At 62.4% G+C, this 21,993-nt stretch carries 26 protein-coding genes; 3 read left to right on the forward strand and 23 right to left on the reverse strand.

Annotated features, from left to right (window positions below):
* The first annotated feature begins 3 nt into the window (after window positions 1-3).
* On the forward strand, window positions 4-1,314 hold the full coding sequence (locus tag FTO60_RS09255; protein ID WP_148055688.1) for a pyruvate dehydrogenase complex dihydrolipoamide acetyltransferase: 1,311 nt from the start codon (window positions 4-6) through the stop codon (window positions 1,312-1,314).
* Between the two features lie 174 nt (window positions 1,315-1,488).
* On the opposite strand, the gene cysE is transcribed toward FTO60_RS09255, so the two are convergent.
* Window positions 1,489-2,298 (reverse strand): serine O-acetyltransferase, encoded by an 810-nt coding sequence (gene cysE / locus FTO60_RS09260; RefSeq protein WP_148055689.1) that lies wholly within the window; start codon window positions 2,296-2,298, stop codon window positions 1,489-1,491.
* A gap of 85 nt (window positions 2,299-2,383) precedes the next feature.
* Between cysE and FTO60_RS09265 the strand changes: the two genes are divergently transcribed.
* Together FTO60_RS09265 and FTO60_RS09270 are read left to right on the forward strand one after the other, a co-directional pair.
* Window positions 2,384-2,722 carry a TraR/DksA C4-type zinc finger protein gene (locus FTO60_RS09265; RefSeq protein WP_148055690.1) on the forward strand — a complete coding sequence of 113 codons (339 nt, stop codon included), beginning with the start codon at window positions 2,384-2,386 and terminating at the stop codon, window positions 2,720-2,722.
* Between the two features lie 136 nt (window positions 2,723-2,858).
* Window positions 2,859-3,047 (forward strand): hypothetical protein, encoded by a 189-nt coding sequence (locus FTO60_RS09270; protein WP_148055691.1) that lies wholly within the window; start codon window positions 2,859-2,861, stop codon window positions 3,045-3,047.
* Here FTO60_RS09270 and FTO60_RS09275 read toward each other — a convergent pair.
* The 22 genes from FTO60_RS09275 to fabD form a co-directional block, all read right to left on the reverse strand.
* A complete protein-coding gene (locus FTO60_RS09275) occupies window positions 3,005-6,910 on the reverse strand; it encodes a glycoside hydrolase TIM-barrel-like domain-containing protein (RefSeq protein WP_148055692.1) in 3,906 nt (1,301 codons plus the stop codon). The two genes, FTO60_RS09270 and FTO60_RS09275, sit on opposite strands and share 43 nt — an antisense overlap.
* Window positions 6,911-6,913: 3 nt before the next feature.
* A complete protein-coding gene (locus FTO60_RS09280; RefSeq protein ID WP_148055693.1) occupies window positions 6,914-7,342 on the reverse strand; it encodes an NlpC/P60 family protein in 429 nt (142 codons plus the stop codon).
* The gene (locus FTO60_RS09285; protein WP_148055694.1) at window positions 7,339-8,217 is read right to left on the reverse strand and encodes a DUF2163 domain-containing protein; all 879 of its coding nucleotides are present in this window, start codon (window positions 8,215-8,217) and stop codon (window positions 7,339-7,341) included. The genes FTO60_RS09280 and FTO60_RS09285 overlap by 4 nt, the downstream gene beginning before the upstream one ends.
* The gene (locus FTO60_RS09290) at window positions 8,214-8,846 is read right to left on the reverse strand and encodes a DUF2460 domain-containing protein (protein ID WP_148055695.1); all 633 of its coding nucleotides are present in this window, start codon (window positions 8,844-8,846) and stop codon (window positions 8,214-8,216) included. The genes FTO60_RS09285 and FTO60_RS09290 overlap by 4 nt, the downstream gene beginning before the upstream one ends.
* Before the next feature lie 11 nt (window positions 8,847-8,857).
* The gene (locus tag FTO60_RS09295) at window positions 8,858-9,520 is read right to left on the reverse strand and encodes a phage tail tape measure protein (RefSeq protein ID WP_148055696.1); all 663 of its coding nucleotides are present in this window, start codon (window positions 9,518-9,520) and stop codon (window positions 8,858-8,860) included.
* Window positions 9,507-9,710 carry a rcc01693 family protein gene (locus FTO60_RS09300; RefSeq protein WP_148055697.1) on the reverse strand — a complete coding sequence of 68 codons (204 nt, stop codon included), beginning with the start codon at window positions 9,708-9,710 and terminating at the stop codon, window positions 9,507-9,509. Before FTO60_RS09300 ends, FTO60_RS09295 begins: the two co-directional genes overlap by 14 nt.
* Window positions 9,707-10,021, reverse strand: a complete 315-nt coding sequence (locus FTO60_RS09305; RefSeq protein ID WP_148055698.1) for a gene transfer agent family protein — start codon at window positions 10,019-10,021, stop codon at window positions 9,707-9,709. Before FTO60_RS09305 ends, FTO60_RS09300 begins: the two co-directional genes overlap by 4 nt.
* On the reverse strand, window positions 10,021-10,437 hold the full coding sequence (locus FTO60_RS09310; protein WP_148055699.1) for a phage major tail protein, TP901-1 family: 417 nt from the start codon (window positions 10,435-10,437) through the stop codon (window positions 10,021-10,023). Before FTO60_RS09310 ends, FTO60_RS09305 begins: the two co-directional genes overlap by 1 nt.
* A gap of 30 nt (window positions 10,438-10,467) precedes the next feature.
* Window positions 10,468-10,878, reverse strand: coding sequence for a DUF3168 domain-containing protein (locus tag FTO60_RS09315; RefSeq protein WP_148055700.1), 411 nt, complete (start codon window positions 10,876-10,878; stop codon window positions 10,468-10,470).
* Window positions 10,875-11,213: a head-tail adaptor protein gene (locus tag FTO60_RS09320; protein WP_148055701.1), complete on the reverse strand. Its 339-nt coding sequence runs from the start codon at window positions 11,211-11,213 to the stop codon at window positions 10,875-10,877. Before FTO60_RS09320 ends, FTO60_RS09315 begins: the two co-directional genes overlap by 4 nt.
* Complete coding sequence (locus tag FTO60_RS09325; RefSeq protein ID WP_148055702.1) at window positions 11,210-11,809, reverse strand: hypothetical protein; 600 nt, start codon at window positions 11,807-11,809, stop codon at window positions 11,210-11,212. The genes FTO60_RS09320 and FTO60_RS09325 overlap by 4 nt, the downstream gene beginning before the upstream one ends.
* A gap of 163 nt (window positions 11,810-11,972) precedes the next feature.
* Window positions 11,973-13,166 (reverse strand): phage major capsid protein, encoded by a 1,194-nt coding sequence (locus FTO60_RS09330; RefSeq protein ID WP_148055703.1) that lies wholly within the window; start codon window positions 13,164-13,166, stop codon window positions 11,973-11,975.
* A 29-nt stretch (window positions 13,167-13,195) separates the two neighbouring features.
* Window positions 13,196-13,747: an HK97 family phage prohead protease gene (locus FTO60_RS09335; RefSeq protein WP_148055704.1), complete on the reverse strand. Its 552-nt coding sequence runs from the start codon at window positions 13,745-13,747 to the stop codon at window positions 13,196-13,198.
* 13 nt (window positions 13,748-13,760) lie between these two features.
* Window positions 13,761-13,994: a hypothetical protein gene (locus tag FTO60_RS09340; protein ID WP_148055705.1), complete on the reverse strand. Its 234-nt coding sequence runs from the start codon at window positions 13,992-13,994 to the stop codon at window positions 13,761-13,763.
* A complete protein-coding gene (locus FTO60_RS09345; protein ID WP_148055706.1) occupies window positions 13,984-15,171 on the reverse strand; it encodes a phage portal protein in 1,188 nt (395 codons plus the stop codon). The genes FTO60_RS09340 and FTO60_RS09345 overlap by 11 nt, the downstream gene beginning before the upstream one ends.
* Window positions 15,172-15,397: 226 nt before the next feature.
* Entirely contained in the window at window positions 15,398-16,660 is a 1,263-nt protein-coding gene (locus FTO60_RS09350; RefSeq protein ID WP_254696769.1) for a DNA-packaging protein, read from the reverse strand.
* 10 nt (window positions 16,661-16,670) lie between these two features.
* The gene (locus FTO60_RS17905) at window positions 16,671-17,018 is read right to left on the reverse strand and encodes a hypothetical protein (protein ID WP_254696770.1); all 348 of its coding nucleotides are present in this window, start codon (window positions 17,016-17,018) and stop codon (window positions 16,671-16,673) included.
* 185 nt (window positions 17,019-17,203) lie between these two features.
* Window positions 17,204-18,364, reverse strand: a complete 1,161-nt coding sequence (mltG, locus tag FTO60_RS09355; protein ID WP_148055708.1) for an endolytic transglycosylase MltG — start codon at window positions 18,362-18,364, stop codon at window positions 17,204-17,206.
* Window positions 18,365-19,624 (reverse strand): beta-ketoacyl-ACP synthase II, encoded by a 1,260-nt coding sequence (gene fabF, locus FTO60_RS09360; RefSeq protein ID WP_148055709.1) that lies wholly within the window; start codon window positions 19,622-19,624, stop codon window positions 18,365-18,367.
* A gap of 183 nt (window positions 19,625-19,807) precedes the next feature.
* Window positions 19,808-20,041, reverse strand: a complete 234-nt coding sequence (locus FTO60_RS09365; RefSeq protein WP_148055710.1) for an acyl carrier protein — start codon at window positions 20,039-20,041, stop codon at window positions 19,808-19,810.
* Window positions 20,042-20,220: 179 nt separating this feature from the next.
* Window positions 20,221-20,958, reverse strand: coding sequence for a 3-oxoacyl-[acyl-carrier-protein] reductase (fabG, locus tag FTO60_RS09370; protein WP_148055711.1), 738 nt, complete (start codon window positions 20,956-20,958; stop codon window positions 20,221-20,223).
* A gap of 26 nt (window positions 20,959-20,984) precedes the next feature.
* Window positions 20,985-21,920 (reverse strand): ACP S-malonyltransferase, encoded by a 936-nt coding sequence (gene fabD, locus FTO60_RS09375; RefSeq protein ID WP_148055712.1) that lies wholly within the window; start codon window positions 21,918-21,920, stop codon window positions 20,985-20,987.
* Between the last annotated feature and the right edge of the window lie 73 nt (window positions 21,921-21,993).

The raw sequence follows: 21,993 nt of genomic DNA on the forward strand, positions 1-21,993 counted from the left end.
GCAATGCCAACAGAAATTCTGATGCCCGCCCTGTCCCCCACGATGGAGGAAGGCACGCTGGCGAAATGGCTGGTCAAGGAAGGCGATACCGTGTCCAGCGGCGACCTTTTGGCCGAGATTGAAACCGACAAGGCGACGATGGAACTCGAAGCCGTGGACGAAGGCGTGGTCGGCAAGATCCTGATCGAAGAAGGCAGTGAAGGCGTCAAGGTCAACACCCCCATCGCCGTCCTGCTGGAAGAGGGCGAAAGTGCCGATGACATCGGCGCGGGCAGCAAGCCTGCCGCAACCGACACCGCCAAGGAAGCGCCCAAGGCCGAAACCGCCGCTGCGACGGCAACGCCTGCCGCGGCCAGCGCCGCCCCTGCCGCCCCCAAGGGTGGCGATGGCAAGCGCATCTTTGCGACCCCGCTGGCGCGCCGGATTGCTGCTGACAAAGGCCTTGATCTGGCCAATGTCCAAGGATCAGGCCCACATGGCCGCATCATCAAGGCCGATGTCGAAGCTGCCAAACCCGGTCAGGCCGCCGCCGCTGCACCCGCTACTGCTGCCCCTGCCGCCAAGGGTGCCGCGATGGCCGCTGGTCCAAGCACCGAAACTGTCATCAAGATGTACGAGGGCCGCACCTTCGAGGAGGTCAAGCTGAACGGGATGCGCAAGACTGTCGCCGCCCGCCTGACCGAAGCCAAACAATCGGTGCCGCACTTCTATCTGCGCCGCGATATCCATCTGGATGCCCTGTTGAAATTCCGCAGCCAACTCAACAAGCAGCTAGAGGCCAAAGGCGTCAAGCTGTCGGTCAATGATTTCGTGATCAAGGCCTGCGCGCTGGCCCTGCAATCGGTGCCTGAAGCCAACGCCGTTTGGGCCGGAGACCGCACGCTGAAGTTCACCGCATCCGATGTGGCCGTGGCCGTGGCTGTCGAGGGCGGCTTGTTCACACCCGTTCTGCAAGATGCTGAAAACAAATCGCTTTCGGCGCTTTCGGCACAGATGAAAGACCTCGCCACGCGTGCCCGTGATGGCAAACTGGCCCCGCATGAATATGTCGGTGGCAGCTTTGCGATCTCGAACCTTGGCATGTTCGGCATCGACAACTTTGATGCCATCATCAACCCGCCGCATGGGGCGATCCTGGCCGTGGGCGCAGGCGTCAAGAAACCTGTTGTTGGCGCGGATGGCGAACTGGCCGTGGCCACGGTGATGTCCACCACACTGTCAGTCGATCACCGTGTGATTGACGGTGCGCTGGGGGCGAACCTGCTCAACGCGATCAAGGAAAACCTTGAGAACCCGATGATGATGCTGGCCTGAACAGGCCCGCCAATCAGATAACGCCCCCGTGTTCCGACGGGGGCGGTTTTACCTGATGCTGACCGGCACTTGATCCAAGCGACAGACGGTCTGATGGGCGGGCCGTCGATCAGACCGGCGCATGCGGCCTGATTTCCGGTCTGCCGATGCGCGACCTGCGACAATCCAGCGATCTTAGGCCTTGTCGTGCAGCAATTGATCCATCGAAATTGAAGGCTGGTCACAACCTGCCTCGCCGACGATACGTGCAGGAACCCCTGCCACCGTCTTGCAGGGCGGCACGTCCATCAACACGACCGATCCGGCGGCGATACGGCTGCAATGACCTATGGTAATATTGCCCAACACCTTGGCCCCCGCCCCGATCAGCACCCCGTCTTCGATCTTGGGGTGGCGGTCTTCTTCTTCCTTACCGGTGCCGCCCAGCGTCACGGAATGCAGCATCGACACATTGTCGCCCACCACAGCCGTTTCACCGATGACGATGGAGTGGGCGTGGTCAATCATCAGCCCCTTGCCGATTACTGCCGCCGGGTGGATATCAATGCCGAAAATTTCCGAAACGCGCATCTGCACGTAATACGCCAGATCGCGCCGCCCCTTTTGCCAGAGCCAATGGCCCAGCCGATAGGCCTGAACCGCCTGAAAACCCTTGAAGAAAAGCAGCGGCTGCAAATACCGGTGGCAGGCTGGATCGCGTTCCAGAATTGCAACCAGATCGGCGCGGGCGGCCTCGGCCAGAGTGTGATCATCGGCGTAGGCCTCATCGGCGATTTCGCGCAGCATCTGGTCGGACATTTCCGGCGAGGCAAGCTTCATCGAAATGCGATAGGCCAGCGCGCATTCCAGCGATCCGTGGTGCAAAACAGAGGTGTGCACAAGCCCGCCCATCAGCGGCTCGTCTGCAATCGCGGCCTCGGCCTCTTTGCAGATTTGCGACCAGACGGGATCGACTTCGCTCAGTTTCGCGCGCGGATTGGCCATAGCAGTGCCCTCACTTTCATGTTTGTCTTAGACCAAATAGGCTCGCTTGGCCAAGAATAAACCCGTGATCACGAGGGCCACAGATATGAATGAAAACGAATTGGCCAACTATCGCGCTGCCCTGAACGCGGCATTGGCCGCTTTGGATGGCGAAGATGCGCTTGGCCGCGGTGGTCAGAAAACCGTGACGCTGGATCAACAGGCGGTGGGGCGGTTGTCACGCATGGACGCCCTGCAAAATCAGGCGATGGCCAAGGCGCAAGCGGGACGGCGCGCGGTTCAGCGCCAGCGGATCACGGCTGCGCTGGCGCGGATGGAAGGCGGCGAATACGGCTATTGCGCGGAGTGCGGTGATGATCTTGATCGCGCCCGTCTGGACGCCGATCCGACCGTGCCGCGCTGCCTGTCCTGCACCCGCGGCTAGGGTCCGCGCGCCAGTCCTGCAAGGCACGCAAGACGCAATCGAGTGCCGCGCAATAGGTGATGTCGCAGCGATCAGACCGACGCGCGCGCACCCGTTTGGACGCAGCCGACATGAGCGACCCGGTGCCAAACTGCGGATGCCCACGCCCCAGCCGCTTGCGCGTGCAGTCGGCCAGATGCGCCTGCGCGATCATGTCAGCCGCGATGACCTCCCAGGTGGCGCGGTCCTGCGCCAGCAGCGCCGCCACCGCATATTCCAGATCACCGACCAACACGCCGCGCATCAGGAGCCGATCACCAGCGCCCGCGCCGGTCCCGCACCGTAACGGTCCGACACCTGCGCCACCTCAATGCGGTAAGCGCCGGTTGCCCCGTCAGCCGCCGCCAACGCCGCTGGATAGGTCCAACTTGGTGTGCTGACCTGCACATCGCGCACCACGGCCCCGTTGACGATGACCTGCACGGCGTAAAGCTCGCTCGCCTCGCCCAGGGGCACATCCAGACCCTCCCACGGATCGCCGTCAACCCGGGTGCGACGCACCCAGCTAAAGGTCGCATCCGCCGCCCCGTCACTGCGCAAATGCGCAACCGGATAGGGGCGCAAACCATTGCCTTGAAACGCATCCACACGATAGCGATAGGGCGGATCATCCATCGCCTTTTGCGCCGGACCATAGCGGAAATGCCGCTCCACCCCGCGCGCCGCCGCCGCAAGGTCAATCTGTTCGGGTCGCCCGTCCAGCAGGACAAAGCGCGACCCAACAGGCCAGTCCGCCGGCATCAATCCATCGCTGCCCGCCTGCCCACGCAACCGCAAGCGCAGGTCATAAATGCCGGGCGCAACCAATTCGGCCTCGGCAAACTGGAACACTTCCCAATTGTCCGCACCGCCATCGCCAATCGCCGCAAGGTTCGCGCCCGCCAGCACATCCGCCGGGCTGCGGGTGGTCAGCGCCCCCGACACCAGCTTGACGCGCAGCGCCAACCCACGATCCCAGCGCCCCGCGGGCGCGGCCAGCATCGCCGTTTCGGTCACACCGATAATCGATGCCTGCGACACCAGCGTATTAAGGCCATAATCGCTATCTTGCGCCGCACTATAAAGCGCGACAGACCCCGGCCAAGGCACACCCGTCATGGCAACATGGGGCGCATGGGGCACCTCGTCGCCGCCAAGCAGTGGCAGATCAAGGAACATCGCCTCGACCGGCACAGGCGCCACAAAGGGGCGCATCCCGGTCACCGTATCGCCGCCATCATGGGCGCGGTAGGTTTCCGGCTCAATGCGCACGGCGTCAATCATCTGCGTCTCTGTCAGCTCGACCCGGTCCACGCGATAAAGCGCCTTGCCGCCCGCGCCGTCCAGTTCCACAACATCCCCCGCACCAAGACCCGCGCGCGAGGGCGGCAGGGCAAAACGGGCTGTATCACGCGCCACGCGTGCCTCGCTTAGCCAGCGTTCGGCAATGCGCTGCCCTTCACCTTGGGTCAGGACCAGCGGCAGTTCCGATTGCGACACCGTCAGCGTGTCATCGTCTGGGAAGATCGCCTCGCTCGCGCGGATTTCGTAATCGCCATCGGCTTCGATGAACCCCAGCCGGATACGGCCCGCCAGTTCGGCCAGCGGCGCGCGCTGACGTTCAATCGCGCTGTCAATCTCGCCTGTGACGGCCAGTTTTTCCGCCGCAATCGGGACACCGCCCGAAGCAATGCGCGTGATGAAATGCAACACCCCGTCACGTTCGACAGCGTCAAAACCATAGGCCAGCATCAAAGGTTGCAGGGCCGCACGCCCGGCCTCCACGTCCCGCAGGACATAGCCACGCACATGCCCGTAAAGACGCGAAACATCAAAGGCTTCCACGCCGGACTGAATGCAAATCCGCGCCACCACAGAAGACAAGGCCTGCGCCGATGCCCGCCCGTTGATCCAATGCCCCCGTGCGTAATTCGCCCCGTCCGACCACAGCTCCTGGTTAGCGGGGAAGAATGGATAGGGCCGCGTGTCCCATGCCCAGACATGGGTGCGCGACAGGTTGACCATTGGGTAACCATAGGTGGCCGACACAGGATTATTGTCGGGGTCACCATAAAAGGAATGAACTGCGCGCAGGTATTGCATCTGCATAAGATCGTCGCGCAACCCGTTGGAGTAATGAGGCAAACCGCTTTCTGATGATTTCGGATCGTAGAACCGGTTGGGTTCGTTCGCACCCTTGTCGATCGCACCGCAACCGATTTCGGTGAACCAGATCGGCTTGCTTTCCGGCACCCAGGCGCTGGCAGTCTCGCTGCGTGCGCCATCCACGCGGTCATGGTGCGGGTTGCGCCACCAGCCTTGCAGGTCCTTGTAGCGCCAGACCCAATCCTCCTCCCAGAAATCCGAAATGGGTGTGCGGATTTGCGCATCGCGCGCCTCGGGAGAATGGTAATACCAGTCGAACCCTTCGCCACCCGCCACATTGGCGCGCAGATAATCAAGATTATAGATTGACCCCGCCGCAGCATCGGCATGATCTTCACCATCACGCCAATCCGACAGGGGCATATAGTTGTCGATGCCGATGAAATTGATGTTGGGATCGGCCCAAAGCGGATCAAGATGGAACAGCTTGTCGCCCGTCCCGACCGGCTGATATCCGTGGTATTCTGACCAGTCGGCGGCATAACCAATCTTGCAATAGGGCCCGAGAATTGCGCGCACATCGGCGGCCAAAGCCCGCAGCGCGTCAACCGCAGGAAAGCCGTTCGCGCCACGAATTTGCGTCAGTGACCGCATTTCCGAACCGATACAAAAGGCATCGACCCCGCCTGCCATCACACACAGGTGGGCGTAGTGCAGAATAAAGCGACGATAGGACCATTCCGGCGGGCCGCTATAGCTGACGGTGCTGCCGGACGGCGTGAAATCGCCCGGGGCCGCGGTGCCAAAGAACGCCGCAACTTCGGTGTCTGCCGCGCCCGTCTGATCAGGCGATCCCGCCTGCCCCGGTGCCGCCGACAGGGTCACACGTCCGCGCCACGGCAAGGCTGGCTGATCATCCGAACCGGTCCACGGATCAGGCAGCCCATTACCTGCCAACTGGTCCATCAGGATGAAGGGGTAAAACACGACCGATTTGTTGCGCGCCGTCAGGTCTTCGATCGCTTCGATCACCGAGGCATCCGTGGGCGTGCCGCCGTAAACCGGCCGGTCGTCAATTTGTGGCGTCAGTGCCGCGGTGCTGCGCACCTGCCCCGAGACCACCCAAGGCATTGCGCTTGGATCACCGCTGCTTGCCTCGACCTTGGGGCGCAGGGTGCAATCGCCACAGCGCAGATCGTCGCCGAACCACGACACCACAAGCGACACCGACCCGCAATTGGGCAGTTCTTCCTCCATCGTCGTGACCGAAGTGGTGAAATCCGGCTTGCCCGAAGGCGAATTGATATTCAAAGCAACCTGCGCGCCAAAGGAGTCGCTGCGATAGACCGGGGTTGTCGCGAGCCCGTATTCGCCCGTGCCCGGCACAAGCGCCACGCCGCGCACCGCCTGGGCCAGGTCCGCCGCGCCGTCCGGGGCCGGATCCGCCCCCTTGCGCACCACCTCGAAGGTGAACTGCGGCACGCGATTGCCAAACTGCGACAGGCCCAGGTCTTCGAACACCACATAGGCGACGCCGCGATAGGCCGGGGCCAGTCCTGTGCCTTCGACGGCCTCGATCTTGGGGTCGGGCAACTGGTCAGCTGACCCTGCATAAACGCGCATGTTCAGATCGTCGCGCGCCACTTCGACACCGTCTGCCCAGACACGGCCCACACGGGTGATTTCACCCGCGCACAGGGCAATCGCAAGGCTGACCGAATAGGAGTAGCTGGCCGTTGCGGGGCGCGGTGGTGCGCCCTTGCCGCCACCTGAACGGGTGACATCTTCCTGAAACTGGGTGGCCCAAATGACCTGCCCGGCAACCCGCATCCGCCCGAAGACCTGCGGCAAACCCGCGCCCTCGCTTGCCCCGGTCAGGCGAAACCTGTCCACCCGGCCCGTCTCGACGGGTTCGCTGCCCGCCCCCATCAGACGCTGATCGACCATACGCCCAAGCGAGGCCCCGGCAGCGCGGCCAATCACCGCCGCAGACAAGCCCAAAACCGAGCCGCCGATAGAGCCGCCAATGGCCATACCCGCCGCAGAAAGAACGATCGTCGCCATGTCTTATCCCCTTGTCGGAAAGGCAAACCGCGCCGCAATGCGCCGCTGCCACGGGGCGGTCAGGCCGCTTTCGACCACACCATGCCCCTGAAATGAATGAATAAACGCCGCATTGCTGCCAAGCTGCGATTGAATGCCAAGGTGTTTGGCCACGCTGCCCGCGCGCATACGAAAGACGATCACATCGCCCAAACCCGCATCGGGTTTGGCAACCAGCAAGCGGCGACAGGCCGCCAGAAGCACCTCGCGCCCCTGCGGTTCGTCCCAATCGGGCACATAGGGCGGCACGGTTTCGGGCAACGCGCCGATTACCTCGGCCCAGACCCCACGGATCAGGCCCAGACAGTCACAGCCCGCGCCCCTGGTCGCCGCCTGATGATGATAGGGCGTGCCGATCCAGCTACGCGCCGCTTTGACGATTGCATCGCTCATCCGCGCAGGCTCCCGCCGGAATTAGTGCCACTCTGGCTTGGGACACTCATCAACCAGTCCTCGCCAGGGATATCGGGGAAGCCCTGAAAATTGACGAAATTGTCAAACTTCAAGCGGCAGGTTTCGGCGCGTTTGTCACAACCTGCCTCGATGCGCAGCATATCGCCGGTCATGACATCCGCGCGTAGCGGCTGCCACAGGGTCAGCACCCGTTGACTGCCATCAAACCGGTCGCGCTTGATCAACCCGACAAGCCCCGTGGCCGCGCCCGACGTCACCGTGAAACGCCCGCGCGTAAACCACTCGGGCGAAAAATCATCAAACCCGGCAAAGCGGAACTCTTGTGCGTTATCAACAATTTCGGCCGGACGGTCAGACACATAGCCAGCCGTGTTCATGTCAACCCGGCAGGCCCCATCGCCCAAGACCGCCGCGCAGGGCTTTTGATAGACCCGGCCCTGCGGCTGGTTCAGCGCCTCGCTCAGCCCCCGCAAATCGGCGTGAAACGCGCCGCCCACGCGGCGCAATTCGCCAATCGTGCCGCGAAACCGCAGCATCCGCGCAGTGACATCGCGCCAGTTCACCAGCCACGCCCGCACCTCGGCCCCGTCAAAACGGCCCGCGTCAATGTCGGCTTCGGTGATGGCGCTATCTGACAGCACGCCCATCGCTTCGGTGTTATCCACCGCCAGACCCGTGCCTGTCGCGATCGCGCGCGCACTCATCCCCGCATCGGGACGAAAGCTGATCCCGTCAAAATCCAACGCGCGGTCATGGTCGGTAAACCCGAAGGTCACACCATCGCGGCGCACCACAGCCCAGCACCGGCAAACGGTCGTCAGGCCACTGGCCAGATGCTCCAACAGCGCGGTCATACCCGCACCTCGACCACCGGAACATCCGGCACGTCACCCGCGTGGAAACTGGCCACAGACGACGCGATCCGATCCGTGTCAAAGCGCACCGGCACGTCAAATTCAAAGCCTGCGGTGATTTCGGCACCGACGTCTGGCGGATGCGCAAATGTGACCAGTCCGGTGGTCAGATCAACATCGTAATCAATCGATTCCTGTTGCGGATCGCCGCTGACGGCAACCTTGACCGTGCCCGCCACCGGTTTCGTGATCGGACGGTCATAAATAATCCCCGCAGACCCGTAACACTTGATCAGCTGAAAGGTATCCTCAACCTCGTCGCCGACCCCAAGCGGCTGATCCAGCGGCGTCACTTCGCCCGATGGCAGGCTGGATTTGAAATCGCCCCAGTCCTTCCAGCGAAACCCGTAAAGCTGCCCTTGGCGCGCCTCGAAAAAGGCGATCAACGCCTCAACATCGTCCAATGACCGCAGGCCAAGACCCGCATCGTAACGGCGGCGCGAATGTGCCCAGGGCGTGTTGCGCTCCTCATAGCCGTTATCAAGGGTGACGACCTCGGTGCGCCGTTCCGGGCCACCAATTGACCCGAAACTAAGCGACGCCGGAAAGCGAATTTCGTGAAAGTTCATGTCTGTTCCCCCTAGCGGTTACGCTGGCCACGGCCCAAGGCACGCGACATCTGCGCCGCAATCTGGCCCTGACTGCGTTGAAAGCCCTGCACGTCCGGTGTGCTGATATTCATGGTGATATTGACGGCGCCGCCTCCGCCCGCCGCGCGCACGCCCAACCGGCCATCGGCCCCGCGTGACAACGGCATGATCGCCTCGGGGCCTGCTTCGCCCATCAGGCCCGTGCCCCCGCGCATCGGAAAGCTCACCGGCCCTGACAGAACCCCGCCACGCGCGAATGGCATGACGCGGCCTTGGGAAAACGGCGCACCGTTTTCAAACTGCATCAGCCCTGACACGATGGAATTGACCCCATCGGCAAGCAGCCCGCCAAAGCGATCCGTCACTGGGCGCACGGCGGCGTTATAGGTGGTGTCCACCATCGCCTTGGCGACAACACCCAACGCATCCGACAGCTTCATCCCGTCCAACACCATGCCATCAAAGGCGCGTTTCAGCCCGCCGGAAAAACCGCGCTCCAGATTGCCCAGATCGCGGGTGGTTTGACCCAGCGTGCCCTGCATCTCGCGCAGCTGACCGCCAAAGGCCGCCGTCATCTGACTGGCATCTCCCAGCGTCTGCTCCAATGCAGCCACTTCGGTATCCAATTCGCCAAGGCGTTCAATCTCGTCCATCTTGTGCTCCTTCGTCCGGGAATGCCCGGCTTAGTTCTTGCAGACGGGCGCGGGCCATCGGTGCTTCCCCCGTCCCCGCGCCCAGCAAAATCAGCAATTCCGCTGGCGTCAGCGCCCAAAATTCCGCCGGTTTCAACCCCGCCCCGCGCATCCCGGCGCGCATCAGGGCAGGCCAGTCAAAGCTGCTCATGGTGGCGGGGCAAAGGCGCGCGCGAGCAGTTGCGCCGCCACCTTGGCGGCGCCCACTGGCCCGCCAGCGATTTCGGCACTCAGCAGATCACCCGCGTCACCGCGCCATCCGCCGCCGCGCAACCCCGCCACCAGCAGGGCCATCACATCGCGGCTGGAAAACGCACCCCCCTCAAACCGTTCGACCAAAGCGACCAGCGTGTCGGCACCAAGCGCGGCCTCCAGTTCGGCCAAAGCCCCCAGCGTCAGCTTGCAAGTCTGCGCCACACCATCAACGTGCAGCACCACTTCACCTGCGTAGGGGTTCGCCATCAGATCGCCGCCGTAAAGGTCAGCTGCCCGGCCGAAGCCAGCGACATCTCGTAGGTCGCCTCGCCGTTGTGCGACCCGGCGTATTCGATGGATGTCACCTGAAACGCACCCTCCACGGTGCCGAAATCAGGAATGATCACCTGAAAGTCGGGCGTTTCGCCATCAAAGAAAATCTGGCGCGCGCGTTCGTCTGTGGCTTCGTCCTTGAACACGCCCGACCCGCTGATGGCCGCGCTTTTCACGCCCGCGCCCCCCAGCAGTTCACGCCATCCGCCTGCACTCTCGAGGCTGGTCACATCGATGCTTTCAGCGTTGAAACTGATGCGCGTGGCGCGCAATCCGGCAGCCGTTTCAAAGAAACCATTGCCTGTCATGTCGATCTTGATCAAAAGATCCTTACCGTTCTGGGCTGTCATATCCGTATCTCCGGTTGGTTAAATCTGGCGCTACACGTCATCGACGCGGGCGCGGAAAATCATGTTGATGCGGCGCATGTCACCTGTGCCCACGCGGGCCGCCGTGGCCTTGTAGAAATTGCAAGCCACCAGCACGCCGCGTGTCAGGGTCAGGTCCGCATCGACCAGCGCATCCGACACCGCCGCCGCTGCCGTCTTGGCCGCCGCAAATCCGGCGCCATCGGTGACGATGGACACGGTAAATTCATGCTCTGCCCCGCCGCCCGTCTTGTCAGAGCGATCGCGGGCAATCTCGGGGCCAAGGGCCACATAGATCGACGGCAGCGTGCCCGTTGGCAGTGCGTCGTAGATCGCGGTGCCGACCAGTCCGGCCAGCGTCGTATCGGCGATCAAGTGCTGATAAACGGCCGTCTGAAGGGCCTCTGCCACGCCATAACTCATGTGACATTCTCCTCTTCTGCAGTGCAGGTCAGATAGCGGCCCGCACTGTCGGCATCGGCCACGGCCACAATATTGAACACGCGGCTACCTTCGCGAAAGCGCTGTTCGGGCAAGGGACGCGAGGGCGCACCGACCCGGGCCGCGCGCACGACAATCCGGTAGGCCACCCGTGACAGCGGTGCCGCGACACCCGCGGTTTCGCGCCCCGTGCGCGCCGTGACCGCAGCGTAAAGGGTGCCAAGCGCCTGCCAGCTTTGGGTGAAACCACCCGCGCCGTCGGCCACACGTACCGGCGTCTCAAGCACCAGTTTGCGGTTCAGATGCGGCGCCTTCATGAGCGGCCACCACCGAACAGACGCACCGTGCGATAGCGTTCGATCAAGGCGCTGACACCAAAGGGCATACAGCCGCCGCCAAACGCCGTTTCATGGCGGTATTCGTGGTAATGGGCGGCCAGCATCATGACAGCCTGCGCCAGATCGGCGGGCAGATCGGACCAGTCAGGACCAAACCCGGCCAGAAACCCGACCCGCACCGACCCCGCCAGCGGCACCACGGGCAGCATCCCGCCCGTGGCCACCAGACAGGGGCGCTGCATATCCGGCTCAAGCCGATAGCTGGCGGCACTCGCCACAGTCTCATCGCCCAGCCGCGAGATCGTCACGACCTCGGCGATGGCGCTGACGGGGGCGACCGGCAGGGCTTGCTGGCCCGTGTCACGCCAGGCCGTCAGGGTCCAGCTGAACTCGCGCTCGATCAGGATCTTGCCTGTGCGCGCTTCGATCGCAGCCATCGCGGCGCGCAGGAAACTTTCAAGCAGACCGTCCTGCAAACCATCGTCGGAAAACCCCGATCCAAGGCGTAGGTGGTCTTTGAATTGGGTGACCGGAAGTGCGCTTGGTGGCACTGTGGTCTCTTCGACTAACATCATGGAATTACTCCGCAAACCGGCCTGATTTCGTGATTGAACCCGGACACGCGCCCCCCGCATTGCTCGGACGGAAGGGAACAGCTAGACAACGCGCGTTTTACTGGGCACGCGCCCGGGCTATGCCGCTGCCCCTTGCGGGCAGCGACACCCCTCACTCGGCGCTTTAGGCGACCGAGAACTTCAGCAGTTTGATCGCGGCATAGTCGCTGATCCCGCCGCCCACGCGCTTGGTTGCATAGAACAACACATGCGGCTTGGCGCTGAATGGGTCGCGCAGCACGCGCAGATCAGGGCGTTCGGCAACCGTGTAGCCCGCGCCGAAATCGCCAAAGGCAATCGCAGCCGCGTCAGACGCCACATCCGGCATGTCCTCGGCGATCAGCACGGGGTAACCCAGCAAACGCGCAGGTTCGCCCGCCGCCAGACTATCGGACCACAGGAAACGGCCATCGTTGTCTTTCAGCTTGCGCACCGCACCGGCCGTTTTCGAGTTCATGACAAAGGACGCATTGGCGCGGTATTGCGCGCCAAGGGCGTAAACCAGATCAATCACCGCATCGCCGGGGTTGATCGCGTCAAAATCGCCATCTGTGCCGGTCGCAACGTAACCCAGATTGCCCCAGGTCCAAGTGTCGTTACCCACAGAAGTCGCGGTCAGGAAACCGGCAGGCTTGTCGATCCCGTCACCACTGATGAACGCACTTGCTTCGGAACGGGCGAACTTGTCGGCGATCCGGCCAGCCAGCCAGCCTTCGATGTCAAACGCGCTATCATCCAGCAGACGCTGCGATGCCTTGGGCAGGGCCGAAAGCTCGTGCAGCGGGATGGTGATACGGTCAATGACTGGTGTGCCTGTTTCAACCGAAGGATCGGTTTCAGTGGCCCAGCCCGCGCCCATTTCGGTGTGATCCACCAGCACGTCATAAGATGTCGCATCAACGGCCACCACATTGGCGATGGCACGGATCGACGCGGTGCTGCTCAGCACGCCATTGACGGTTTCCGAGGTCTGCGGGTCCACCAGATAGCCACCATCGGCAGCCACGGCAGTGGACAGCGCCTTGCCTTCCATCTCAAGACCGCGCAGCGCATCATCGTCACCCGAGCGCAGATAGGCGGCAAAGGCCTTCTGGTGGGGGGCTTCGATGCTTGCGGCAGCGGCCAGCGCGGGGCGTGCGCCCGCAGTCATTGTCTTGCGATCCAACTTGTTCATTCGTTCGTCCTGCTTTTGAAACTTGGCATGAATGCCGTCTGAGAAGTCCTTGAAGTCGTTCATGAAACCCGCCATCGCGGATTTCAGTTCTTTGGCCGGAGACACATCTTCCCCGGCCCGAGATTTGGTCTCGGGTTTGCTCATCAATCTGTCCTTCGTGTTGATGGGTTCGGCTAGTCGGGCATCGGCCCGCCAAGCAGGCCGCGTGCATCTTCAAACACCGCTGCCAGTTCGCGCATTGCAGTGGCCGCAGGGTCATCCCCCTTGGCGCCCACACGCGCATCGGGAAGCATGGGGAAGGTCACAAGCGACACCTCCCAAAGCTCCAGCTCGGACAAGCGGCGTCCGCCCTTGTCGCCCTTGGTGGCGCGCACCGTGCGATAGCCGATCGACAGACCGTCAATCGCCCCCGCACCGATCAGCGCCGCCGCCTCGCGGCCGCGGGCCACATCCGTCAGGATACGCCCCTTGACCCACAGCCCCCTGGCGTCCTCGCGGACCTCGTCCCAGACACCAATCGGCTGGGACGGGTCGTGTTGCCACAGCATCTTGACGCTGCCACCCTTGGTTTTCAGCCGCTCAAGCGACCCCAGATAGGCGCCCGCCTCGACCACATCACCGCCCTGGTCGCACTTGCCAAACAAGGACGCATAGCCGGAAATCGTCGTGCCGTCGCTCACTTCCACCGTGCCGCCCAACTGGCAATATTTATGTTCCAAATCCATCGTTCTCTCCATCCTAGACAGGGGTATCGGCCAGGGCGCGCGCAACCGCGATCACCACCATCACCACCACGCCGAACACCGCAATCCATGTGCGCCGTTCGATCCGTTCCAACTGCGCCTCGATCCGGTCCACCTGGTTCTGAACCTGCGCCAGTTGCACCGTATTCAGCTGCTCCAGCGCCTCGATGCGCATGCCCGGCGCGCAGGCAAAACTCTCAAGTCCATAGCGGCGGGGTTCATGCACCATCGCCAACCTCAAGACTTGGCAGGCCCAACAGCGCGCGCTTTTCGCCATCCGTCAGGAATGTCGCATCCCCCACACGGCGCCACTGCGCATCGCGCTCGGCGCCAAGGGCGGGCACCTGATCCAGATCAGGGCGCAACTCGGCCCATTCGCCGGTGTAGTCAGACAGCCAATCGCCGACAGCGCCCGTGACACGTTGCACCAGCGGCAGGACCGTCAACCGGTAAAACGCGCGGTTGGCTTCCTGGTAGTTGGCATAGGTCGCATCGCCCGGAATACCCAAAATCATCGGTGGCACACCGTAAGCAATCGCAATCTCGCGCGCGGCGGCTTCCTTGGTCTTCTGGAACTCCATGTCAGAGGGGCTAAAGCCCATCGGTTTCCAGTCCAGACCACCTTCCAGCAGCATCGGCCGACCCGCGTTGCGCGCGCCCTGATGCTGGCTTTCCATTTCGCTCAACAGGCGGTCGTATTGATCGGCACTCAGCGCCGCCTGCCCGTCTGCCCCGCGATAGATGATCGCACCGCTGGGGCGCGCCGCATTATCCAGCAGCGCCTTGGACCAGCGCGACGCGGCATTGTGCACATCCACCGCACTGGCCGCGGCCTGCATCGGGCTAAAGCCATAGTGATCGTCCTGCGGGTGAAAGCTCTTGATATGGCAGACCGGTGACGGCCCCTCGCCCAGATCAAAACGATGCTTTCGCCCGTTGACGTTGTATTCATAAGCCACGGGCCAGCCATCGGCACCCGGCACCAGGCTCATCCGGTCACTGCGCAGCACGTGCATTTCCACGGGCAGCGCGTCGCCGGCGACACCCTCTAGGTAGGCATTGCCCGTCAAGAGCAACTGACCATAAAGCGCCTCGAACAATTCGGCACGGCCCTGCGCCGCGTTCGGGCGGCTGATCAGGTCCAACAGCGGATGCGTGTCATAGCGGCGCGTGCGATCCTGCAACACCAGCGGCAGGGCCGCCGCAGCCTCGGCAATCAGTTTGACAGCGCGAAAGCCGATCGGATTGCCGGTGAACCCCGTACGGGTGAGGGACACCACGTCGCGCGGGCTCCAGGCCACGCGCCCTGATGCACCCCAGGCGGCAATCTTGCCCGTGGCCGAGGCCTTGGCCTCGGGGGCCATCTCCGCCTTGTCAGCGTCGGGGCGTTTCAGAAAATCAAACATCAATATCTCCTCGCTCCTGTCGCTTTGGCCGACAGTCCCTGCGTTCCATGAAAGCAAAATGCATCGAATTGATTACGAAGCGTGAAAGGCACCGCACGGTGGTGTTGCGCAGTGATCAAGCAAAGGGCAGTCCCCGACCGCGGGTGGGGGTGAAGCCCCCGCCCATGGGGGCGGTCGAGGGGCTGCCCGGCCTGCGTCCGGGCGACATATCCCGTAAGGCAATACCCTACTCCAGCACCCGCAATCGCGGCCGACGCCAATGCGCCGCCGGATCAATCATCACCTCTTGCAAGGCCCAGACCATTGCATCGACGCGGTCGGGGCTGCCGCTGCCGTCAAAGCCACGCGCGCTCATCAGGCACATCTGGTCCTCCAGCGCATCCAAACCGCGCGCATGAAACACCCGGCCCTGTTCATATAACGCCGCCACAGGTTCCGCCCGTGCCACCTTGCCACGGCTGGCGCGCACCCCGCGATAAGACACCATCGGATCAATCTGGCGCACGACCGATTCCACCAGATCGCCGCCCTGATTGACCTCGGCCACCAAACGGGACGCCCCGTGGCGCTGCATCGCTGCCACCGCTGCCTTGGCCCAGTCAGCGGGGGACACGGCTGAAACCGTCGCATCCTCGATCACATAGGCGCGCCAGTCCTGCGGCGGGCCTTGGGTCACAGCGCCCACCACAACGATCCCGCAAGCATCCGATCCCTTGTGGCCCGTCACCGGCGGATCAACAGCCACGACAATCCGGTCCATTTCCGGCAAGGCATCCACCTGCGCGCCCTGCAACGCAGCGGACGTCCAGAGCGCACCCTCGGCCTCGGCCAGCAAGACACCGTCCAATTCCTGACGACCCAGCCGCGTGCCCGCATACCGCGCCTGCACTTCTTCCAGAAAACTATCCGCCAGATAGGCGCGGTTAGCCTCGGTCGGCGCATGGGAGCTAACCGAGCTGGCACGCGCCAGCAAATCACGCAGCACACCCACATTGCGCGGCGTCGTCGTCACGCAGGCGCGCGGATGATCGCCCAACCGCAATCCGAACTGCAACATATCCCACGCCTCCTCGGCGCGCTTCCATTTGGCCAATTCATCGGCCCAGACCGCATCAAACTGCGGCCCGCGTAAACTCTCGGGATCATGCGCGGAATATATGCGCGCCTCGGCCCCGTTCGGCCAGACCAGCATCCGCCGCCCGGCAATCCATTCGGGGCGGCGATCGGGCGGCGAACAGGCCAGAATCCCGCTTTCGCCAAACACCATCACCTCGCGGGTCTGTTCGATCGTTTCACCGATGAGGGCGACGCGACGCGACGCCCCCTCGTCCTTGGGTCGCGATCCTTCGACCATAGATCTGACCCATTCGGCACCGGCGCGGGTTTTCCCCGCACCGCGTCCACCCAGAATCACCCATGTCCGCCAGTCCCCTTCAGGCGGCACTTGGTGGTCCAGTGCCCAAAAATCAAACAAATACGGCAGCGCCAACAGCTCTGCCTCACTCAACGCATCCAGAAAGTCCCTCTGCGCCGCAACAGGTGCTGAGGCGACCAAGGCGGCACCCGATCTGACGTCGGATCGCGTCAAAGTCGATCTCGTCTCGGGGAGTCCCGTCTCCATGGGAGTGTTCATATTTCAGCTCCAATTCTGAAAGACGCCCCATCTGTTTTTCCAACTCCTGCAACTTTGCAGAAAGATTGTTCAGATCGCTCATGTCGCCCGCTTCCAGGCGTTTGAGCATCTTGCCAAGCGTCGTATTGATACTGCGATAAAGCTGCCTAGCCTCCTCGACACGTTCAGCAGCGGTTTTTGCGTCGGCCTCGGGGCCGGCGGTGTTTTCAGTCATGTGATGATGATCCCTATTGGGGAATCCGCCACGCGAGCGAAACGCAAAACGGCCCTTGGGGGACTACCCCAAAGGCCGTGTTATGCTTCTTCTAGCATGTCACAGGTTCTACATCGGACCGTGCGTTCTGTCAAATCTTCGGACCCGCTAAGCGCCCGCAATCATGACATTTTGTTAACGTCTGGCTACTCCGCCGCCGCCGCCTCAAGCGCGCGGTAAATGGCGACATTGGCGTTATGTTCTTCCAGAGTCACTGCAAAATTATGCCCATCGGCAGGGTTCAAGGTCTTGGCCACAAAGAAGATATAATCGGTCTCCTCGGGGTTCATCACCGCCTCGATGCTGGCGCGTCCGGGGTTGGCAATCGGGGTCGGCGGCAGGCCGGGAATGACATAGGTGTTATAGGGTGTCTCGGCGCGCAATTCACTTTGGCGCAAACCGCGCCCCAGAATACCCTCGCCATTGGTGATGCCGTAAATCACCGTCGGATCCGTCTGCAATGGCATCCCTTGGCGAAGGCGATTTTCGAACACGCTGGCAACCGTGCCCACCTCGTCTTGGCCACCGGTTTCCTTCTCGACGATGGACGCCAGAATCAAGGCCTGCTCGGGCGTTTCCAGCGGCAAACCATCCACCCGATTGGCCCAAGCCTGCGCCAGGAATTCGGCCTGCGCCGTGACCATTTCGTCCAGAATCTGGGCCACATCCTCGCCGGGCACCAATTCATAACTGTCAGGTGCAAGTGCCCCTTCGGCGGGCGTTTCGCCAATCTCGCCGGTCAACACGTCTATGCCATTAAGCGCGGTCATCGCTTGCCAGCTGGTCACACCCTCGGCCAGAACCACACGATACTGGGTATCGCTCTCGTCGCGCACCGTGCCGTAAACCGCGGGAACATTGTCACCTGCCATTTCAAACTCGGCCAGATCGACATAACGGTTGGTGGCAGGATCAAGCTCGCGGATCTGCACCACATTGCGCACCACACCGATGCGATACACCACCTCGGTGCCACAGGTGCTGCGCCCGGTTCCCGTCACGATGCCGACGATATCCTCCATCGAGGCGCGCTCCGGCACCAGAAAATTCCCCGCTTTCAACTGCGACGTGCGTTCGGAATAATCCGAACCCATGCGAAAAATCGCCGGTGATTTGATAGCGCCCTGCTCGGACAGCTGTTCGCTGACGCGGCGCATGTTGGACCCGTCCCTGACGTTCAGACAAATCGCCTGATCCAGCGGGCCTTCGGCGGAATATTCGTTCATGCCCCAAAGGATGACGCCGCCCGCAAGGAACAGCGCGACAATCAGAAAGGTCAGCCCGTTGGCTGCAATATGCTTCCACATCTAGCGGACTTTCCCGAACAGGACGCTGGCATTCGTTCCGCCAAAGCCGAACGAATTGGACAGGGCCACATTGATTTCGCGCTCCACCTTTTTGTTGGGGGCCAGATCAACCTTGGTCTCAACGGCAGGGTTATCCAGATTGATCGTCGGTGGCGCCACCTGATCACGAATCGCAAGGATCGCAAAAATCCCCTCGATCGCGCCCGCCGCGCCCAGCAGGTGGCCTGTCATCGACTTGGTTGACGACATCGTGACCTTGCCCGCGTGTTCGCCCATCATCCGTTCGACCGCGCCCAGTTCGATGGTATCGGCCATCGTGCTGGTGCCGTGGGCGTTGATGTAATCCAGATCTTTGGGCTCCAGCCCCGCATCCTCCAACGCGGCGCGCATCGACCGCTCGCCCCCTTCGCCATCTTCCGAAGGTGCGGTGATGTGATAGGCGTCACCCGACATGCCATAGCCCAGCACCTCGGCGTAAATCTTGGCGCCGCGCGCCTTGGCGTGCTCGTATTCTTCCAGCACGACCATGCCTGCACCTTCGCCCATGACAAACCCGTCACGGTCGGCGTCATAGGGCCGGCTGGCCGCCTCTGGATCATCGGCGCGCTTGGTGGACAGGGCCTTGCAGGCGTTGAAACCGGCAATGCCGATCTCGCAGATCGTCGCTTCGGCCCCGCCGGCAATCATTACATCCGCCGCGCCATATTTGATGATCCGCGCCGCATCACCCATCGCATGGGCACCTGTGGAACAGGCCGTGACAACCGCGTGGTTGGGGCCTTTGAACCCATATTTGATGGCGATCTGCCCCGAAATCAGGTTGATCAGCGCACCGGGAACAAAAAACGGCGACACACGGCGCGGCCCCTTTTCCTTCATCATCACAGCGGTTTGCGCGATCGAGTTCAAACCGCCAATGCCCGACCCGGCCAGAACGCCCGTGCGATTACGCTGCGCGTCCGTTTCCGGCACCCAGCCGGAATCCTCGACCGCTTGCTGGGCCGCAGCCATGCCGAACAGAATGAAGGTATCAACCTTGCGCTGTTCTTTTGGCTCCATGTATTTGGCCGCATCAAAGGTGCCATCACTGCCATCACCGTGCTTGACCTCGCAGGCATAGGTGGTGGCAAACCCTTCGGGATCAAACCGGGTAATCGGACCGGCGCCGGACTGGCCGTCCAGAATACGTTTCCAGCTTTCTTCAACACCATCTGCCAATGGCGTGACCAATCCCAATCCTGTGACGACAACTCGGCGCATATTCTGCCCTTACCTTTTGGGTTTCATTGCGCCCGTGATACCGCAGGCAACCGCCAAGGGGCAAGGGCAGGCAGGCGCATTATGGTCCCATTGGCAGTGACTTGCGCCCTGCCCTGCGCAACCGACCAACGCAAAAGGGCGGCACCTCGCGGCACCGCCCTTTCCGATAAGATCCAAAGCGGCTTAGGACGCTTCGGTGATAAACTTGACCGCATCGCCAAACGACTGGATCGTTTCAGCTGCATCGTCGGGGATTTCGATCCCGAATTCTTCTTCGAACGCCATGACCAGTTCAACGGTATCAAGGCTGTCAGCACCCAGGTCGTCGATGAACGAGGCGTTTTCAACAACCTTGTCTTCTTCCACACCCAGATGCTCAACTACGATTTTGCGCACACGATCTGCAACGTCGCTCATGTTTATTCCTTACATAGTGCTGGGCTTGCGCCCGTTTTGCGTTGCCCCGCAGGGCGGCTCTTTTACCCCGCATTTGGGGCGAAACCGACTGCGCGCGCACGCGCGTTCCGGCAAATCTGCGCCCCCTTTAGCAGAGATTTCCGCCAAGGCAAACGCTTTCAATTCCCCGCTGGGGATCGTCACAACATGGCCATGCCGCCATTCACATGCAAGGTTGCGCCGGTGACATATCCGGCCTGCGGACTTGCCAGATAGAGCGCAGCCGCCGCAATTTCTTCTGGCGTCCCCATGCGGCCCGCAGGGATTTGCACGTTGATCTTGTCCTTCTGATCCTCAGTCAGCGCATCCGTCATCGCCGTTGCAATAAAGCCCGGCGCGATGCAATTTACGGTGATACCGCGGCTGGCAACCTCGTAAGCGATGGATTTGCTCATCCCGACCATCCCCGCCTTCGAGGCCGCATAGTTGGCCTGCCCCGGATTACCGGTGGCCCCGACGATGGAACTGATGTTAATGATCCGGCCCCAACGAGCCTTCATCATCGGGCGCATGACACCGCGACACAGGCGCATCGTGCTGGTCAGATTGACTTCGATCACCTGCGCCCATTCTTCGTCGGACATGCGCATGAAGATATTGTCGCGGGTGATCCCGGCGTTGTTCACCAACACATCAACCGATCCCATCGCGGCAATCGCCTGTTTGGGCAGGCTGTCCACGGCCTCGGCGTCGCTCAGGTTGCAGGGCAGGACATGGGCGCGCGCGCCCAGTTGCGCCGCCAGCGCCTCAAGCGGCTCAACCCGCGTGCCGCTCAGGCCAACCGTCGCGCCGGCAGCGTGCAGCACCTTGGCAATCTCGCCGCCAATACCGCCCGAGGCGCCCGTCACAAGCGCATTTTTTCCTGTTAAATCAAACATGTGCATTTCTTTCTTCATTCTCTGTATTAAGCAAGTGCGGCAGCCGCAGCGACAACATCGTCCGGCCCACCCACCGCGCGTGTTTCGATGTCGCGATTGATCCGTTTGATCATGCCTGACAGCGCCTTGCCCGCGCCAATCTCCCAGGCCTCGCTCACGCCCTGCGCCCCCATCCACAGCACGCTTTCGCGCCAGCGCACGGACCCCGTGACCTGTTCGACCAATAGCGCGCGGATCGTATCAACATCGCTGACCGCTTCGGCGCTGACATTGGCAATCAGCGGCACTTTGGGGGCTGAAATATCAACGTCAGCCAAGGCCTGAGCCATGACCTCGGCGGCAGGCGCCATCAGGGCCGAATGAAACGGCGCGCTGACCGGCAACAATAGCGCGCGCTTGGCACCCTTTTCCTTGGCAATCACCAAGGCACGCTCAACAGCCGCCTTATGACCGGACACCACCACCTGCGACGGATCATTGTCATTGGCGGCCTGACACACCTCGCCCGCTGCGGCCTCCTCGGCCACGGCCTTGGCGGTCTCGAAATCCAGCCCCAGCAGCGCTGCCATCGCGCCAAGGCCAACCGGCACCGCCTCCTGCATCGCCGTGCCGCGAATGCGCAACAGGCGCGCGGTATCAGCCACACTCAGGGCACCCGCCGCCGCCAATGCCGAATATTCGCCCAGCGAATGCCCCGCCACAAAGGATGCCGCCGCGATGGTGACGCCCTCGGCCTCAAGCGCGCGCATCGCCGCCAGTGACGTGGCCATCAGCGCGGGCTGCGCATTGGCCGTCAGTGTCAGATCGGCGATATCGCCCTCCCAGATCAGCGCGGACAGTTTTTCGCCCAGGGCCTCGTCAACTTCGTCAAAGACCGTCCGCGCGGCCGGATAGGCATCGGCCAATGCCTTGCCCATGCCAATCGTTTGCGCACCCTGCCCCGGAAATACAAATGCCCGCATCGCGGCCCCTCCCTCTTGTTTTGCAAATACCTAGCCTGCCCGCGCCGACAGCACAAGAAACTGCGCCACCGCA

The organism is Octadecabacter sp. SW4, assembly GCF_008065155.1.
In the GTDB taxonomy this organism is placed as follows: Bacteria; Pseudomonadota; Alphaproteobacteria; order Rhodobacterales; family Rhodobacteraceae; genus SW4.

Coding starts and splice junctions, on each gene's coding strand:
- fabG (WP_148055711.1), bottom strand. CDS start 20,958: ATGTTTGATTTAACAGGAAAAAATGCGCTTGTGACGGGCGCCTCGGGC.
- FTO60_RS09325 (WP_148055702.1), bottom strand. CDS start 11,809: ATGATGTTAGTCGAAGAGACCACAGTGCCACCAAGCGCACTTCCGGTC.
- FTO60_RS09255 (WP_148055688.1), top strand. CDS start 4: ATGCCAACAGAAATTCTGATGCCCGCCCTGTCCCCCACGATGGAGGAA.
- FTO60_RS09340 (WP_148055705.1), bottom strand. CDS start 13,994: ATGGTGCATGAACCCCGCCGCTATGGACTTGAGAGTTTTGCCTGCGCG.
- FTO60_RS09300 (WP_148055697.1), bottom strand. CDS start 9,710: ATGAGCAGCTTTGACTGGCCTGCCCTGATGCGCGCCGGGATGCGCGGG.
- FTO60_RS17905 (WP_254696770.1), bottom strand. CDS start 17,018: ATGACTGAAAACACCGCCGGCCCCGAGGCCGACGCAAAAACCGCTGCT.
- FTO60_RS09275 (WP_148055692.1), bottom strand. CDS start 6,910: ATGGCGACGATCGTTCTTTCTGCGGCGGGTATGGCCATTGGCGGCTCT.
- FTO60_RS09315 (WP_148055700.1), bottom strand. CDS start 10,878: ATGAGTTATGGCGTGGCAGAGGCCCTTCAGACGGCCGTTTATCAGCAC.
- FTO60_RS09335 (WP_148055704.1), bottom strand. CDS start 13,747: ATGGATTTGGAACATAAATATTGCCAGTTGGGCGGCACGGTGGAAGTG.
- fabD (WP_148055712.1), bottom strand. CDS start 21,920: ATGCGGGCATTTGTATTTCCGGGGCAGGGTGCGCAAACGATTGGCATG.
- FTO60_RS09320 (WP_148055701.1), bottom strand. CDS start 11,213: ATGAAGGCGCCGCATCTGAACCGCAAACTGGTGCTTGAGACGCCGGTA.
- FTO60_RS09265 (WP_148055690.1), top strand. CDS start 2,384: ATGAATGAAAACGAATTGGCCAACTATCGCGCTGCCCTGAACGCGGCA.
- FTO60_RS09295 (WP_148055696.1), bottom strand. CDS start 9,520: ATGGACGAGATTGAACGCCTTGGCGAATTGGATACCGAAGTGGCTGCA.
- FTO60_RS09310 (WP_148055699.1), bottom strand. CDS start 10,437: ATGACAGCCCAGAACGGTAAGGATCTTTTGATCAAGATCGACATGACA.
- FTO60_RS09270 (WP_148055691.1), top strand. CDS start 2,859: ATGCCCACGCCCCAGCCGCTTGCGCGTGCAGTCGGCCAGATGCGCCTG.
- mltG (WP_148055708.1), bottom strand. CDS start 18,364: ATGTGGAAGCATATTGCAGCCAACGGGCTGACCTTTCTGATTGTCGCG.
- FTO60_RS09365 (WP_148055710.1), bottom strand. CDS start 20,041: ATGAGCGACGTTGCAGATCGTGTGCGCAAAATCGTAGTTGAGCATCTG.
- FTO60_RS09280 (WP_148055693.1), bottom strand. CDS start 7,342: ATGAGCGATGCAATCGTCAAAGCGGCGCGTAGCTGGATCGGCACGCCC.
- FTO60_RS09345 (WP_148055706.1), bottom strand. CDS start 15,171: ATGTTTGATTTTCTGAAACGCCCCGACGCTGACAAGGCGGAGATGGCC.
- cysE (WP_148055689.1), bottom strand. CDS start 2,298: ATGGCCAATCCGCGCGCGAAACTGAGCGAAGTCGATCCCGTCTGGTCG.
- FTO60_RS09330 (WP_148055703.1), bottom strand. CDS start 13,166: ATGAGCAAACCCGAGACCAAATCTCGGGCCGGGGAAGATGTGTCTCCG.
- FTO60_RS09290 (WP_148055695.1), bottom strand. CDS start 8,846: ATGAACTTTCACGAAATTCGCTTTCCGGCGTCGCTTAGTTTCGGGTCA.
- FTO60_RS09285 (WP_148055694.1), bottom strand. CDS start 8,217: ATGACCGCGCTGTTGGAGCATCTGGCCAGTGGCCTGACGACCGTTTGC.
- FTO60_RS09305 (WP_148055698.1), bottom strand. CDS start 10,021: ATGGCGAACCCCTACGCAGGTGAAGTGGTGCTGCACGTTGATGGTGTG.
- fabF (WP_148055709.1), bottom strand. CDS start 19,624: ATGCGCCGAGTTGTCGTCACAGGATTGGGATTGGTCACGCCATTGGCA.